At 60.1% G+C, this 15128-nt stretch carries 14 protein-coding genes; 6 read left to right on the top strand and 8 right to left on the bottom strand.

Annotated features, from left to right (window positions below; translation table 11 throughout):
- Window positions 1-17 precede the first annotated feature (17 nt).
- Entirely contained in the window at window positions 18-512 is a 495-nt protein-coding gene (gene coaD / locus AB8B33_RS08245) for a pantetheine-phosphate adenylyltransferase (RefSeq protein ID WP_113319923.1), read from the bottom strand.
- 92 nt (window positions 513-604) lie between these two features.
- Here coaD and AB8B33_RS08240 point away from each other — a divergent pair, with 92 nt between their 5' ends.
- Both AB8B33_RS08240 and AB8B33_RS08235 read left to right on the top strand, forming a co-directional pair.
- Window positions 605-880 (top strand): hypothetical protein, encoded by a 276-nt coding sequence (locus tag AB8B33_RS08240; protein ID WP_439014947.1) that lies wholly within the window; start codon window positions 605-607, stop codon window positions 878-880.
- Between the two features lie 98 nt (window positions 881-978).
- Window positions 979-1188 carry a hypothetical protein gene (locus tag AB8B33_RS08235; protein ID WP_439017305.1) on the top strand — a complete coding sequence of 70 codons (210 nt, stop codon included), beginning with the start codon at window positions 979-981 and terminating at the stop codon, window positions 1186-1188.
- 230 nt (window positions 1189-1418) lie between these two features.
- Here the strand turns inward: AB8B33_RS08235 and AB8B33_RS08230 are convergent, their stop codons facing one another.
- The 5 genes from AB8B33_RS08230 to gyrA form a co-directional block, all read right to left on the bottom strand.
- A complete protein-coding gene (locus AB8B33_RS08230) occupies window positions 1419-1712 on the bottom strand; it encodes a hypothetical protein (protein WP_439014945.1) in 294 nt (97 codons plus the stop codon).
- Window positions 1713-1744: 32 nt separating this feature from the next.
- Window positions 1745-2818 (bottom strand): hypothetical protein, encoded by a 1074-nt coding sequence (locus tag AB8B33_RS08225; RefSeq protein ID WP_439014943.1) that lies wholly within the window; start codon window positions 2816-2818, stop codon window positions 1745-1747.
- Window positions 2818-3225 (bottom strand): hypothetical protein, encoded by a 408-nt coding sequence (locus AB8B33_RS08220; protein WP_439014941.1) that lies wholly within the window; start codon window positions 3223-3225, stop codon window positions 2818-2820. Before AB8B33_RS08220 ends, AB8B33_RS08225 begins: the two co-directional genes overlap by 1 nt.
- A 10-nt stretch (window positions 3226-3235) precedes the next feature.
- Window positions 3236-4729 carry an FAD-binding protein gene (locus AB8B33_RS08215; protein WP_439014940.1) on the bottom strand — a complete coding sequence of 498 codons (1494 nt, stop codon included), beginning with the start codon at window positions 4727-4729 and terminating at the stop codon, window positions 3236-3238.
- A 95-nt stretch (window positions 4730-4824) separates the two neighbouring features.
- Entirely contained in the window at window positions 4825-7626 is a 2802-nt protein-coding gene (gene gyrA / locus AB8B33_RS08210; RefSeq protein WP_439014939.1) for a DNA gyrase subunit A, read from the bottom strand.
- Window positions 7627-7851: 225 nt separating this feature from the next.
- Here gyrA and AB8B33_RS08205 point away from each other — a divergent pair, with 225 nt between their 5' ends.
- The gene (locus tag AB8B33_RS08205; RefSeq protein ID WP_113319917.1) at window positions 7852-8499 is read left to right on the top strand and encodes a MarC family protein; all 648 of its coding nucleotides are present in this window, start codon (window positions 7852-7854) and stop codon (window positions 8497-8499) included.
- Window positions 8500-8541: 42 nt separating this feature from the next.
- On the opposite strand, the gene AB8B33_RS08200 is transcribed toward AB8B33_RS08205, so the two are convergent.
- Complete coding sequence (locus AB8B33_RS08200) at window positions 8542-9105, bottom strand: single-stranded DNA-binding protein (RefSeq protein WP_439014938.1); 564 nt, start codon at window positions 9103-9105, stop codon at window positions 8542-8544.
- A gap of 254 nt (window positions 9106-9359) precedes the next feature.
- Between AB8B33_RS08200 and uvrA the strand changes: the two genes are divergently transcribed.
- The 3 genes from uvrA to AB8B33_RS08185 are packed head-to-tail and all read left to right on the top strand — an operon-like array spanning window position 9360 to window position 13573.
- Window positions 9360-12284, top strand: a complete 2925-nt coding sequence (gene uvrA / locus AB8B33_RS08195) for an excinuclease ABC subunit UvrA (RefSeq protein WP_113319916.1) — start codon at window positions 9360-9362, stop codon at window positions 12282-12284.
- Window positions 12281-12742: a GNAT family N-acetyltransferase gene (locus AB8B33_RS08190; RefSeq protein ID WP_439014937.1), complete on the top strand. Its 462-nt coding sequence runs from the start codon at window positions 12281-12283 to the stop codon at window positions 12740-12742. Before uvrA ends, AB8B33_RS08190 begins: the two co-directional genes overlap by 4 nt.
- A gap of 24 nt (window positions 12743-12766) precedes the next feature.
- On the top strand, window positions 12767-13573 hold the full coding sequence (locus tag AB8B33_RS08185; protein ID WP_439014936.1) for a DUF72 domain-containing protein: 807 nt from the start codon (window positions 12767-12769) through the stop codon (window positions 13571-13573).
- Window positions 13574-13577: 4 nt separating this feature from the next.
- Here the strand turns inward: AB8B33_RS08185 and AB8B33_RS08180 are convergent, their stop codons facing one another.
- Window positions 13578-15050, bottom strand: coding sequence for an NAD(P)H-hydrate dehydratase (locus AB8B33_RS08180; RefSeq protein ID WP_439014935.1), 1473 nt, complete (start codon window positions 15048-15050; stop codon window positions 13578-13580).
- Between the last annotated feature and the right edge of the window lie 78 nt (window positions 15051-15128).

Here is a 15128-nt window from a genome sequence, read left to right as displayed (position 1 = left end):
ATTGAGGCGGTATCCGCCTAGGCTTTGCGCTTGGATTTCAGGGCTTGCAAGACGGCCGCCGGCACGAAGGCGCTGACATCGCCGCCCATGGCCGCGATCTGGCGCACCAATGTGGCGGTAATGGGCCGCGAGGCCGTGCCTGCCGGCAGAAAGATGGTCTGGATATCGGGCGCCATCTGCCGGTTCATGCCGGCCATCTGCATTTCATAGTCGAGATCGGTACCGTCGCGCAGGCCGCGGATCAGCAGGCTCGTACCGTGCACCCGTGCGGCGTCAACAACGAGATTGTCGAAGGAGACGACGTCGATATGCGCGCTCTTTTCCGGCAGGACCTCAGCGAGCGACGCGCGGATCAGCGCTGCCTTTTCCTCGAAGGAGAAGAGTGGCGCCTTACCAGGATGAATACCGATCGCGACGATCACTTTCTCGGCGACGTTCAGCGCCTGCACCAGCACGTCAACGTGTCCATTGGTGATCGGGTCGAAGGACCCCGGATAGAAAGCTGTGGTCATATCGTCCGGCCGTTTGTTTTCACGCCTTTTGTCATGGAAGGCGGTTTCCCGCAAGTTATTTAGCCGTTCCGCCCGACGCGTCTGAACGATGAATGAACGGGGCGTTCAAGGCCCGCTCAGATGCGATCTGCTTTACTCGGATCATCAACACAGAAACTGCCGGTCCCGGCAGCGTCACTCCCCGGAAAGACCCGATCATGCTGATCATCCTCATTGCCATAGCCGTTATTTTTTCGATGTTTGCGGAGCTTTTCTACGGCTACTTCGCAGATCGGCATCAGCTTGGCTGGGTACGGCCGGAGGTCAATGAACATACGGCTATCATGCGGCAGCTTGGCCGGATGCGTTCTAATCGATTTGAATTCTGAACGGCAGATGAACACGACATTCAAGGTCGCTTCAGATCACGGTTGGTAAATCCCCCGTCAACATCCGGCGGGAACCTTTTAAAGACGGATGCGTTCAAATGATCGACACATACGAGATGCGGAAGCGCGGCAGGAAGGGAATTAAGATGCCTGGCAAGATCACCATGATTAACATGCTCTGGATGGTAATGATTACGGGCATGCTGACTGCCACAATCGCTCTCTATGACAATCAGAAGATCGATGCCTCCAAGGTCTATGGCCCGTTCGCTTCGGCTCGCTCCGTAAGCGTGCTCGGCCAGTACTGAGGGGCGTGAACGCAACTCCCTACAGAAAGGAACGCCACCATGTTCACGATCCTGACAGTTTTTACAGCACTCATCAGCATCATGTTCATAGTGTCCGTTACTTCAACGATTTCAGCGTTGCGCCGAGAAAGCGAGGAAGTGAAATCGATAAACAAGAAGCATGGCGCTTTCTAAAGCCGCTCCCGCTGCGTAGTATGTATGCAAGCCGGATGTTCTGCATCCGGCTTTTCTCATGTCGAGGATGCAGGCCGCAGCGCCAGACAGCCGCTCTTTCGCAGCGGCAGAACAAGAAGAGCCCCCTTGCCATAGAGCGCACGCACATAGTCGCTGCGTTCGCTTGTGACGACGGCAAAGCCCCTGCCCCATCGCAGGATGGAGACACCCTCGGGCAATGCGCCGGGTTCGATGCTGCCGGCGGGAAAGACTATAGCAGCCGGCGCCTCACCCGTTGCCGCGAAGACCACAGCAAACAGCGCGAAGACTGCGGCAACGACCGCAATCGCAGTGCCTGTCCTGCGTGCCAAGCGCCTGATCAAAGAGCCACCCGTCCGATGTTTCAGAAATCGAATATATGTTCGAGGCCCGGATCGGCAATTGGCCGGTCTTTGAGCAGAGGCGCGAGATCAGCCATCTCGACCGACAGCAGCAGGCGGTCGCTGTCAAAACCGGTGCGAGGCAGGCGCGCGATCACCTCACCGGGCAGATTGCCCTGCTCCATCCCTGAAGGCATGGTCAGCGACACCATGATCTCGTCATTGCCGGCAATCTCGCGGATTGTACCGCCTGCCTTAGCGACCTCCGCGAGGATATGGGTGAAGCGGTCGTAGCGCGGCGTTTCGATCAGCACACCATTGGCACTTTCCGAAATGACCGATACATCGGGAATTGCCGAAAGCGTGGTAGCCGGCAGGCCTGATACGACCGATCGGATCGTCAGCTTCGCCTCACCGGTTGCGGCAACAGCGCTGGCGATCATGCCGGCATAGGCGATCTTTGCACGCCACTCGCCGCCGAGCGCCAGACGACGCTCCCAGCCACGCAGCGGCTCTTCCACCGGTGCGGCCCAAAGCCTGTCGATCCAGAGCTGGAACGGATATTTGTACCATGGGGTCTGGCGCAGAAAGCCGGCATAATCGATCGCCATATCGCGGGCGACGATATCCTGCGGCGTCTTTTCGCTGCCGCGCCAGAGCGCAAAGACCCGGCCGATCGCTTCCTCATAGGCCGCCTTGAGACCCATTTCGAGCGTGAAGCTGACACCGATGGTCGCGATCATCATTCGCGTCTCGCTGTCGGCGCCGCCGTGGCGATCGGCAATACGGGTCAGCGCGCAGTCTGCGACCCAGAAATCCTTCACGCTGGAGAAATAATCGAAGCCATATTCGTCGCCCGTCTTCAGGGTTTCGGCGAGGCCGTCATAGGCATAGACGATATGCCACTCCGGATAGGTGAGATAGGTATTGGCCTCCTGCCGGCGGAATTCGGGATCCGATATCAGCGGCTTGTAGCTGTCGGGTTCGGAATCGGCATGGCAGAAGGTCTCGACGTAAGCAGCCGGGCTGAGCACCAGCAGGACGGCGACCACGAGAACCGCCAGGAGCCAGCCGATGATTTTCAGAAGGCGCCGCATCACGGGGCCTCGCGGCGGAAGATATAGCTGGATGCGATTCCCACACCGCCAAGAAAGAGATGCGGCAGGTTGGCGAGTATCTTGAATGTAAAGGGGAGATCCTGAATGCCGTAGTTGACGATGCCGAGATCAAGGTAACCCGACCCAGTGATAAGTCCAAGCAGACCATCGCTGAAATAGAGCAGACCGAAATAGAAAAGAAAGTTTCGGGATGCGCGGGCCGACAGGAAGGCTGCGATGCCGGCCAAGGCAGCCGAGGCCAGGTGCAGGCTGTCGTCATAGATATCGAGCGCAAAGATGCCGAATGCGCGCCCCTCCGCATCCGTCAGTCCCGGAATGTAATTCAATGTGGCTGCAAAGAGCAGAGCCACTGTATAAAGCGCAGCAATCAGCCGAAGCCTGGACATCATGCTCTCCCTAGAGGCTTCCGAGATAGCGATCCCAGAAATGATTGCGGAAGGTAAGGCCGGGATCCAGCTGACGCTTGGCCGCTGCATATTCCCCAGCGCGGGGATAGGCGCGGGTAAACTGATCCAATCGAGCATGCGGCCGATACGGCAGATAATAGTTGCCGCCGATTGCGAGCACGCGCTCGATAAGCGCTTCCGTCATGCGCTGCATGTCGGCCTCGCCCCTGACCGTCTTTTCCTGCGAGAAGAGCATGACCGCGGCAATGCGGGGTTCCGCGGCGTAAGCCAACACACTGTCACGATCAGTATCGACATAGCGCAGCGTGATGTTGAAGAGCTGTTGATAGGAAGCCGGAATGACATCCTGGCAGGCTGCAACGAAATCAGCGAAGCGGGACGGTGAGACGAAATATTCATGCAGGATATCCGTGCGGGACGGATCCCGGTCATCGAGCGTGACGACGGGTTCGTTCATCAGGCTGTTGCGCGTCGCCTGCGCCGCAAGCGATGGATTGATGACAGCCTCGGTCCACCAGCGAAGATGTTTGGCCGTATCCGAACCGAGCTGCGCCCGGAAGATTTCACGAGACACGTGGCTGATGAAACCGGAACCGGAGGCCGGAGGTATTTTCGTCTGGTCCGGAGCGGCGCGATAGGTGATCAGCAGCGCCTCTTCAAAGAAACGATCAAGCGAAACATCCATTCGGCCATAGGCCATGTTGATCGCGCTATCGCTCGCCAGAACTTCGGCAAAGCGCCGTCCGAGATCCTCGCCCGCCAGATGCTCGAAGGTCGGCTCAAGGAGCACATTCGGCACCATGTCGAGCTCAAGCTCGGTGATGACACCGAAAAGGCCGTATCCGCCCATGGCATGGTTGAAGAGCTCCGCATTCTCCGTGCGTGAGCAGGTCAGCAGATTGCCGTCCACCGTCATCAACCTGATGGAACGGACGGTGCTGCCGCAAGCACTGAATGGAACGGGCCAGCCATGGGCATTGACCGAAAAGGTGCTGGCAACGCCGAAGTCGTTGTTGGACTGCATGACGGCGGGCGAAAAGCCGATGCTATCGAGCTTGGAAATGATCGCCGACCAACGTGCGCCGGCAGCGACACGGTAGGTCTTGGCGGCTGTATCTGCCTCCAGCCAATCCTGATCGAGCGTCAGTGCCGTACCATTCTCGACAAGGCTCTGGCCGCCCATCGAATGGCGCGCGGCGCTGGCGATGAAGGGCCTGTTTGCCTTGACGGCTTCAGCGAGCGCCGCGCGCAACCGGCCGATCATGGCCTCCTGCGGCGGCTCCTTGACGGTCAGATGTGCCGCAACCCGGGTCGGTGTCAGTTCTCCGGCATCATTGAGAATGGTCGCGCCATCTTCAATGCGAAGTTCCGCTGGAAAGGCTGGTCCGGGATCGCTTTGCGGCTGAAGCAAAAAACGCCCCGCCGCCACACCGGCTGCGGCCGAAATGCCGGCCAGCACCCCTCGCCTTGTCCACCTGCCCACAACATTCCCCCTCCGGATGAATCGGCAAGCTCTTCATAGCGCAATAAAAAACCGGGCGGCAGGGGCCGCCCGGTCCGCAATGAGAAAGTGGTGAATTATTCAGCCGATGGGGTTTCGTCGGCTTCGCCCGCTGCAGGAGCTTCGCCTTCGGAAACCACGGCTTCGTCACCGTTTTCCGTCGTCTCTTCTTCTTCCGGCTCGCTGATGCGCTCGACCGAGACGACCTTCTCATCCTTGGCAGTGGAGAAGATTGTCACGCCCTTCGTCGCGCGGCTGGCGATACGGATGCCGCCGACCGGAACGCGGATCAGCTGACCGCCATCCGAGACGAGCATGATCTGATCGCCATCGTCGATCGGGAAGGCGGCGACCAGTTCGCCGATTTCGCCGGTTTTCGACGTATCGGTGGCGCGGATACCCTTGCCGCCCCGGCCAGAGATGCGGAAATCGTAGGAGGACGAGCGCTTGCCGAAGCCCTTTTCCGAAACCGTCAACACGAACTGTTCGCGTGCCTTCAGCTCTTCGTAGCGCTCGTCAGAGAGCTGTCCCTCTTCGGTGACTTCTTCGCCGACCAGAGCGATATCCTCTTCATCCACGCCCGTCGCACGCCGTTCGGCGGCGGAACGCTTGAGGTAAGCTGCGCGTTCCCACGGCTCGGCATCGACATGGCCGACGATCGTCATCGAGATGATGCTGTCGCCACTGCCGAGATTGATGCCGCGCACACCGATCGAGTTGCGGCCGGCAAAGACGCGGACGTCATCGACCGGGAAGCGGATGCACTGGCCGAGCGCTGTCGTCAGCAGAACGTCGTCCTGATCCGTGCAGGTCTCAACAGAGAGGATTTCATCGCCCTCCTCGTCAAGCTTCATGGCAATCTTGCCGTTGCGGTTCACCTGGACGAAGTCCGACAGCTTGTTGCGACGGACCGTGCCCCGTGTCGTCGAGAACATGACGTCGAGATTATCCCAGCTATCCTCGTCCTCGGGCAGCGGCAGGATGGTGGTGATGCGTTCGCCTGACGCCAGCGGCAGCATGTTGATCAGCGCCTTGCCACGCGAGGTCGGGGTGCCGATCGGCAGGCGCCAGACCTTTTCCTTGTAGACGATACCACGCGACGAGAAGAACAGAACCGGCGTATGGGTATTGACCACAAATAGCCGGCTAACAAAATCCTCGTCACGGGTTGTCATTCCCGAACGGCCCTTGCCGCCGCGGCGCTGCGCACGGTAGGTCGCCAGCGGCACGCGCTTGATATAGCCGAGGTGTGAGACTGTCACGACCATGTCTTCGCGGGCGATGAGATCCTCATCGTCCATCTCAAGGCCGCCATCGATGATCTCGGTGCGGCGTGGAGTGCCGAACTCGTCACGGACAGAGGTCAGCTCGTCCTTGACGATCGTCTGGATGCGCACGCGCGACGACAGGATATCGAGGTAGTCCTTGATTTCCTCGCCTATCTTATTGAGTTCGTCGCCGATTTCGTCGCGGCCAAGAGCCGTCAGGCGGGCCAGACGGAGTTCGAGGATCGCGCGAGCCTGCTCTTCCGAGAGATTGTAGGTCAGATCCTCGTTGATGCGATGACGCGGATCGTCGATGAGACGGATCAGGCTTTCGACGTCCTCCGCCGGCCAGCGCCGGGTCATCAGTTCTTCGCGGGCGGACTGCGGGTCCGGAGCCTGACGGATAACGCGGATGACTTCGTCGATATTGGCGACGGCGATTGCGAGACCCACCAAGACGTGGGCGCGCTCACGCGCCTTGCGAAGCAGGAACTTCGTTCTCCGGCTAACGACCTCCTCACGGAAGGAGACGAAAGCGCGGAGCATGTCGAGCAGCGTCAGCTGTTCCGGCTTGCCGCCGTTCAGCGCCACCATGTTGCAGCCGAAGGAGGTCTGCAGCGGCGTGTAGCGGTAGAGTTGGTTCAAGATCACGTCGGCATTGGCGTCGCGCTTCAACTCGACGACGACGCGGTAGCCCTGACGGTCGGATTCGTCGCGCAGATCGGAGATGCCTTCGATGCGCTTCTCGCGCACCAGTTCGGCCATCTTCTCGATCATCGTCGCCTTGTTCACCTGATAGGGAATTTCGGTGATGATGATCTGTTCTCGATCGCCGCGCATCGGCTCGATGGTTGCAACACCGCGCATGATGACCGAACCACGGCCGGTTTCATAGGCCGAGCGAATGCCGGCGCGGCCGAGGATCTTGGCGCCGGTCGGGAAATCCGGACCGGGAATGATCTGCATCAGCTCCGGCAGTTCGATTGCCGGATCATTGATCAGCGCGATGCAAGCGTCGATGACTTCAGACAGGTTATGCGGCGGGATATTGGTCGCCATGCCGACGGCGATGCCGCCTGCGCCGTTGACCAGCAGGTTCGGGAACTTGGCAGGCACTACGACCGGCTCTGACAGAGTGCCGTCATAGTTGTCGCGGAAGTCGACCGTTTCCTTGTCGAGGTCGTCGAGCAGCGAATGGGCGGCCTTCTGCAGGCGGCATTCGGTGTAACGTTCGGCCGCCGGCGGGTCACCGTCGACCGAGCCGAAATTGCCCTGGCCGTCGATCAGCGGCAGCCTCAACGACCAATGCTGCGCCATGCGGGCGAGTGCGTCATAAATCGCGGCATTGCCGTGCGGATGGTATTTACCCATCACGTCCCCGGTAACGCGGGCGCATTTGACGTATTTCTTGTTCCAGTCGATGCCGAGCTCGGACATGCCGTAAAGGATGCGCCGATGCACGGGCTTCAGGCCATCGCGCACGTCGGGCAGCGCACGTGACACGATCACGCTCATGGCGTAATCGAGATACGACCGCTGCATTTCCTCCATAATGGAGATGGGCTCGATGCCTGGCGGGAGCTTCCCGCCGCCGGGGGGTGTTTGCTCAGTCAAAACGGTTCACGTTCTCTTCTAGAATCACTCGAAGATTTATAGCGGAAAGCCTGTTCCCACGCCAATTTGGCCAGGGGTTTTGAACAGGCTTTTGCGTTCGAAAGAGGGCAAATCATGGTATTTGCCCATGGCAGGGAGACAATCAGCGATCATGCATTTGCCAAATCGGAATCGGCACAGCACAATCATGAAAAACAAGCATCTATATGGGGTTTTGGAGAAGCGATGGCAAGCGCCGACCAACTGATCAACGCGTTCACGACGCTTCTCGTCACCATCGATCCGCCGGGACTTGCCCCGCTCTTTCTCGGCCTCACCGTCGGCATGAGCCGCCCGGAGCGAAAGCAGGTGGCGCTGCGCGGTGTAACGATCGCTTTCATCATCCTTGCCGTTTTCGCCCTGTTCGGCTCCAGCGTGCTCGGCGTGCTCGGCATTTCCATCGGCGCTTTCCGCCTGGCGGGCGGATTGCTGCTCTTCTGGATTGCCTTCGAAATGGTTTTCGAGAAGCGCCAGGACCGCAAGGAAAAGACCACGGAAGTGGCGATCACCAAGGATCATATCGAGAATATTGCCGTCTTCCCGCTGGCACTGCCGCTGATTGCCGGGCCGGGCGCCATTTCGGCGACGATCCTGCTCGGAGGGACTCTGCCCTCCACCGTCGAGCGGGCGCAGCTGATCGGCGTCATTGCCGCCTGCCTGCTGATCACGCTGGTGGTGCTTTTCCTGGCTGACCGGCTCGACCGCTTCCTCGGCGTCACCGGCCGGGCGATCCTGACCCGTCTTCTCGGCGTGATCCTGGCCGCACTCGCCGCGCAGTTCGTTGTCGACGGTGCGAAATCTGCTCTCAACCTGATCAGCGCCACGCCGACATGAAAACGGCGCCCGAGGGCGCCGTTTACTACTGAATAAGACCGATCAAAACGGAATGTCGTCGTCGAGATCCCGCGAGAAGTTGCCGCCGCCAACGCTACCGCTGCCGCTGCTTCCGCCGCTACGACCACCACCGCTGCGACCACCACCGGACGCTGGAGCGGGTGCGCCGTAATCGTCGCCATAACCACCGCCACCGAAATCGTCGCCGCCACGGCCGCCGCCGAAGCCGGAGCCAGCACCGCCGCCCTCACCACCGCGCCCGTCGAGCATCGTCAGCGTCGAATTGAAACCCTGCAGCACGATTTCCGTCGAGTAGCGGTCGTTGCCGGTCTGGTCCTGCCACTTGCGTGTCTGCAGAGCGCCTTCGATATAGAGCTTGGCGCCCTTCTTCACATATTGCTCGACCACCTTGCAGAGGCCTTCGTTGAAGACCACCACCGTGTGCCATTCGGTTTTTTCGCGGCGCTCGCCAGAATTGCGGTCGCGCCAGGTTTCCGAGGTCGCGATGCGAAGATTGGCGATCGGCCGGCCATCCTGCGTGCGCCGGATTTCGGGGTCGGCGCCCACGTTTCCGATAAGAATTACCTTGTTCACACTGCCAGCCATATCATTCACCTTACTGCCGCCCTGACCGGCGGCGTTCAAAAATCATCGGCGCACCTTAAACCATAGAGGACAAGCGATGCGCATCCAGCCCCTCTTAATCCACAAGGAATTTTGTTCTTTATTTGTTCTAATTATTCGCTATGATCCTGTCAACAGAATCGAAAACCTTTGTTGTTCCGGACTTTCAGCCTCGACTCGCCCGCTGGCATCACTAAATAAGGGCTGTTATCCCCAAACCATCTGAAGCAGAGACGATGAGCGAACTGAAGACGATCTCCATCCGTGGCGCGCGCGAGCATAATCTGAAGGGCATAGACCTCGATCTGCCGCGGAACAAGCTGATCGTCATGACCGGCCTTTCCGGCTCCGGCAAATCCTCGCTCGCCTTCGATACGATCTATGCCGAGGGCCAGCGCCGCTATGTCGAAAGCCTTTCGGCCTATGCGCGCCAGTTCCTGGAAATGATGCAGAAACCCGATGTCGACCAGATCGACGGGTTGTCGCCGGCAATCTCGATCGAGCAGAAGACGACCTCGCGCAACCCGCGCTCGACGGTCGGTACGGTTACCGAAATCTACGACTATATGCGCCTGCTGTTTGCGCGCGTCGGGGTTCCCTATTCTCCTGCCACCGGCCTGCCGATCGAAAGCCAGACGGTTAGCCAGATGGTCGACCGTGTGCTGGCCTTCGAGGAAGGCACGCGTCTTTACATCCTGGCGCCGATGATCCGCGGGCGTAAGGGCGAGTACAAGAAGGAACTGGCGGAGCTCATGAAAAAGGGCTTCCAGCGCGTCAAGGTGGACGGCCAGTTCTACGAGATCGCCGATGCACCTGTTCTCGACAAGAAATACAAGCACGATATCGACGTGGTCATCGACCGTATCGTCGTGCGGCCTGACATGGCCTCGCGCCTGGCCGACAGTTTCGAAACGGCGCTGAAGCTCGCTGACGGCCTCGCCGTTGCCGAATTCGCCGACAAGCCGTTGCCGCCTGAGGAAACCTCGGCTGGCGGCTCGGCCAACAAATCGCTCAACGAGACACACGAGCGCGTGCTGTTTTCGGAAAAATTCGCCTGCCCGGTCTCCGGTTTCACCATTCCGGAAATCGAACCACGGCTCTTCTCGTTCAACAATCCCTTCGGCGCATGCCCGACCTGCGACGGTCTCGGTTCGCAGCAGAAGATCGACCCTGACCTGATCGTGCCCGAGCCGGAGCGTACGCTGCGCGACGGCGCTATCGCGCCCTGGGCCAAGTCCACTTCGCCCTATTACAACCAGACGCTGGAAGCGCTCGGCAAGCATTTCGGCTTCAAGCTCGGCAGCCGCTGGAACGACCTTCCCGAAAAAGCCAAGGATGTCATCCTGAACGGCACCGAGGAGAGGATTGAATTCCACTATGCCGATGGCGCGCGCTCCTACACGACCTCGAAGAATTTCGAAGGCATCGTGCCCAATCTCGAGCGGCGCTGGAAGGAAACGGATTCGGCCTGGGCGCGCGAGGATATCGAGCGCTTCATGTCGGCGGCCCCCTGCCCGGCCTGCAACGGTTTTCGCCTGAAGCCGGAAGCGCTGGCGGTCAAGATCAACAAGCTGCATATCGGCGAAGTCACGCAGATGTCGATCCGGATCGCACGCGACTGGTTCGAGACGCTGCCGGCGGCATTCAACGCCAAGCAGAACGAGATTGCCGTGCGCATCCTCAAGGAAATCCGCGACCGCCTGCGGTTCCTCAACGATGTGGGTCTCGAATATCTGAGCCTGTCTCGTAATTCCGGCACGCTTTCCGGCGGCGAGAGCCAGCGTATCCGTCTTGCCTCGCAGATTGGATCAGGCCTGACCGGCGTTCTCTACGTTCTCGACGAGCCGTCGATCGGCCTGCATCAGCGCGACAATGCCCGTCTTCTCGATACGCTGAAGCACCTTCGCGACATCGGCAATACGGTCATCGTGGTCGAACATGACGAAGATGCGATCCTGACGGCTGACGATGTGGTCGATATCGGCCCCGCCGCCGGTGTGCATGGCGGCCAGGTAGTGGCGCATGGCACACCGCAGGAAATCATGGCCAATCCAAAGTCGCTCACCGGCAAATATCTGTCGGGCGAGCTTGGTGTGACCCTGCCCGATGAGCGGCGCAAGCCTAAGAAGGGCAAGGAGATCAAGGTCGTCGGCGCACGCGGTAACAATCTGAAGAACGTCACGGCGGCCATTCCGCTTGGCGTCTTTACGGCTGTGACGGGTGTCTCGGGTGGCGGCAAGTCCACCTTCCTGATCGAGACTCTCTACAAGTCGGCGGCACGGCGTGTCATGGGCGCTCGTGAAATCCCTGCCGATCACGACCGCATCGATGGTTTCGAGCATATCGACAAGGTGATCGACATCGACCAATCGCCGATCGGCCGCACGCCGCGTTCGAACCCTGCGACCTATACCGGCGCCTTCACACCGATCCGCGACTGGTTTGCCGGCCTGCCGGAGGCGAAGGCGCGCGGTTATCAGCCAGGTCGTTTCTCCTTCAACGTCAAGGGCGGCCGCTGCGAGGCCTGCCAGGGCGATGGCGTCATCAAGATCGAGATGCACTTCCTGCCTGATGTCTACGTCACCTGCGACGTCTGCCACGGCAAGCGTTACAACCGCGAAACGCTCGATGTCACCTTCAAGGGCAAGTCGATTTCCGACGTGCTCGATATGACGGTGGAGGAAGGTGTCGAGTTCTTCACGGCAGTCCCGGCCGTGCGCGACAAGCTGCAGTCGCTCTTCGATGTCGGCCTCGGGTACATCAAGGTCGGTCAGCAAGCCAATACGCTCTCGGGCGGCGAAGCGCAGCGCGTCAAGCTCGCCAAGGAATTGTCGAAACGCTCGACCGGGCGCACCCTCTATATTCTCGACGAGCCGACGACCGGCCTGCATTTCCATGATGTCGCCAAGCTTCTGGAAATGCTGCACGAACTGGTCAATCAGGGCAATTCGGTCGTTGTCATCGAGCACAATCTCGAAGTCATCAAAACCGCCGACTGGATCCTCGATTTCGGCCCCGAAGGTGGTGACGGCGGCGGCGAGATTGTGGCTTTCGGCACGCCAGAGACGATCGTCAAGGAGAAGCGTTCCTATACCGGCCAGTTCCTCAAGGAGCTGCTGGAGCGGCGACCGGTCAAGAAGGCGGTCGCAGCGGCGGAATGACCATGCGGCTCGCCACGATTGCGGACCTGCCCGCCGTCGTCGCGCTGACGACGGCCGCCTACCAGCCCTATACCGATCTGTTCGGCTGTCCGCCGATTCCAGTGACGGAAGATTACAAGCCGCGGATTGAGCACGGCGAAGTCTGGCTGCGGGAGGCTGACGGTGCTGTAGCGGGGCTCTCGGTCGTCGAGCGCCATGTCGACCACGTGATGCTTTTCAGTATCGCGGTATCGCCGGACTTCCAGGGAGCGGGACATGGTGTGGCCATGTTGCGCTGGCTGGAGGACAAGGCGCTGGAGTGGGAAACGCCCGAGATTCGGCTCTACACCAATGCACGGATGGAGCGGAACATCGCGCTTTATTCCGCCTTCGGTTTTCAGGAAACGGGTCGCCGGCCCAATCCCTATCGGCCAGGATGGACCATCGTCGATATGACGAAAAAGGTTGGTGCGATCTGAGAGATCGCAAGCGAGGAGGAACAGATGAGCAAATCGGGCACGATCCGCGTAGGCATCGGCGGCTGGACGTTCGAGCCGTGGCGCGGCCATTTCTTTCCCACCGATCTCAAGCAGAAGGACGAGCTGAACTATGCCAGCCGCCAGCTAAAGGTCATCGAGGTCAATGGCACCTATTACAGCACGCAGAAGCCGGCGGTTTTCGCCAAATGGGCTGCCGACGTGCCTGACGGCTTCATCTTTTCGCTGAAGGCGACGCGTTACACCACGAACCGCCGTGTGCTAGCCGAGGCCTCGGAATCGATGGAGAAGTTCCTCTCGTCCGGCATCAGCGAACTCGGCGATCATCTCGGCCCGCTGCTCTGGCAGTTTGCGCCAACGAAGAGGTTCGAACCAGATGATTTCGAGGCGTTCCTGAAGCTGCTGCCGGAAAAGCAGGACGGGCTGAAGCTGCGCCATGTCGTGGAAGTCAGGCACGATTCCTTCAAGGTGCCGGAATTCATTACACTCCTCGAAAAATATGGCGTGGCACCCGTCTGCGCCGAGCATTTCGACTATCCGATGATTGCCGATGTGACAGCGGATTTCGTCTATACGCGGCTGCAGAAAGGGTCCGACGATATCCCGACCTGCTATCCGGAACCGGAGTTGAAGGACTGGACCAAGCGGCTGCAGATCTGGGCCGAGGGCAAAGTGCCTGACGACTTGCCGCTGATCGACAAGGACAGGAAGGTCAAGGTCGAGCCGCGCGACGTCTTTGCCTTCATGATCCACGAGGGCAAGGTCAATGCGCCGCACGGGGCGATCGCCCTGCAGAAGCGGGTCGATAAGTAATTATTCAGTAGGGCAAGACGTGCGCGGCGAGGTCTTCGGCTGTCAGGCCCTTGCCGGCGCGATGGCCTGCCTCTCCATGCAGCCAGACAGCAGCGGCCGCGGCCTCGAAGGCCGGCAGGCCCTGGGCGAGCAGACCGCCGATAATGCCTGCCAGCACATCGCCGGAGCCGGCGGTAGCAAGCCAGACCGGTGCGTTGGTGTTGATCAGCGCCCGGCCGTCTGGCGAGGCGATAACGGTATCCGCCCCCTTATAGATGATAGCAGCATTGGCGCGGCTGGCAGCGGCGAGCGCCTTGTCGACCTTGCCCGCCTTCTCGTCGGCGGCAATATCGGGAAAGAGGCGGGCAAACTCGCCGTCGTGCGGCGTGAGAACGAGGCGCGGCACTCCCTTGAACAGCTCGAAAAGCGCCTGCGGATCGTCCTTGAAGGAGCTGATGCCATCGGCGTCGAGAACGAGATGACGGTCGCGCAGTAGGGATACGAATTTGCGGGCCTTCTTTCCGATGCCGAAACCGGGGCCGAGAACGAAGGTTTGAAGGCGTGTGTCCTTCAGCCATCCTGCCAATGCTGCTGCATCATCAATGGCGTGCAGCATGACGGCTGTCAGGTGCGCGCTATTGGCGGAAAGTGCTTCGGTCGGCGCGGCGATGGTAACGAGCCCTGCCCCGGCCTTCAACCCCGCCATGGCCGACATGCGGGCGGCGCCCGTCTTGCTCGCCTCACCCGAAAATACGACAAGGTGACCACGCTTATATTTGTGGGTCTCCAGCTGCCCGGTCGGAATGACAGCGCGCCATGCGGCAGGTGTATTCTCGTCCACACGGCCATCCGTCTGCGCCCTGATGATGCGTCCGGGGATGCCGATGTCGAAGACCTCGAGCGTGCCGCAAAGCTCCCTGCCAGGCATCAGCAGATGGCCGGGCTTGCGGGTCATGAAGGTCACCGTATGCGCCGCTCGGAAGGCGCCGCCGAGCACGGCGCCGGTGCGCCCGTCCAGGCCAGATGGCAGATCGATGGCGATGACGGGAGTTCCTGCCTTGCCGACCTTGTGGATCAGATCGGCGACCTCGGATGGCACATCGCGTGCGAGGCCGGCTCCGAAGAGGCCGTCGATGATGACATCACCTATCTGCTGGTCATAGCACGCGATATCCTGCCCCTTCAGCGCACAGGCTGCCCTAGCGCTGCCCGCATCGCCCGTCAGCTTTTCCGGGTCGCCAAGATGGAAGATCTCCACCCGTCCACCACTCTCCTGCAGAAGCCGGGCGACGACATAACCGTCACCGCCATTGTTGCCGGGGCCACAGAACACCGCGAAACGTTGTGCGCCGGGATAAAGACGCAATGCTGCAGCGGCGACCGCGGCACCTGCCTTTTCCATCAGGCCATAGGAATCGATTCCGGATTCGGCTGCAGCCTCATCGGCCGCAGCCATTTCGACAGGTGTCAGGAGAAGATCGGCGAGGCGTTTGCTCATGCCCCTATTCAATTCAAAAAGCGCCTAAAAAACAACCGCATGATTATCACAACGAAAGAGCAAATATTGTGCATTTGC

It is taken from the genome of Rhizobium sp. 768_B6_N1_8, assembly GCF_051811225.1.
GTDB lineage: Bacteria > Pseudomonadota > Alphaproteobacteria > Rhizobiales > Rhizobiaceae > Rhizobium.
Note: the sequence above shows the minus strand (reverse complement) of the source record. Positions and strands in the feature narration are given on the sequence as shown.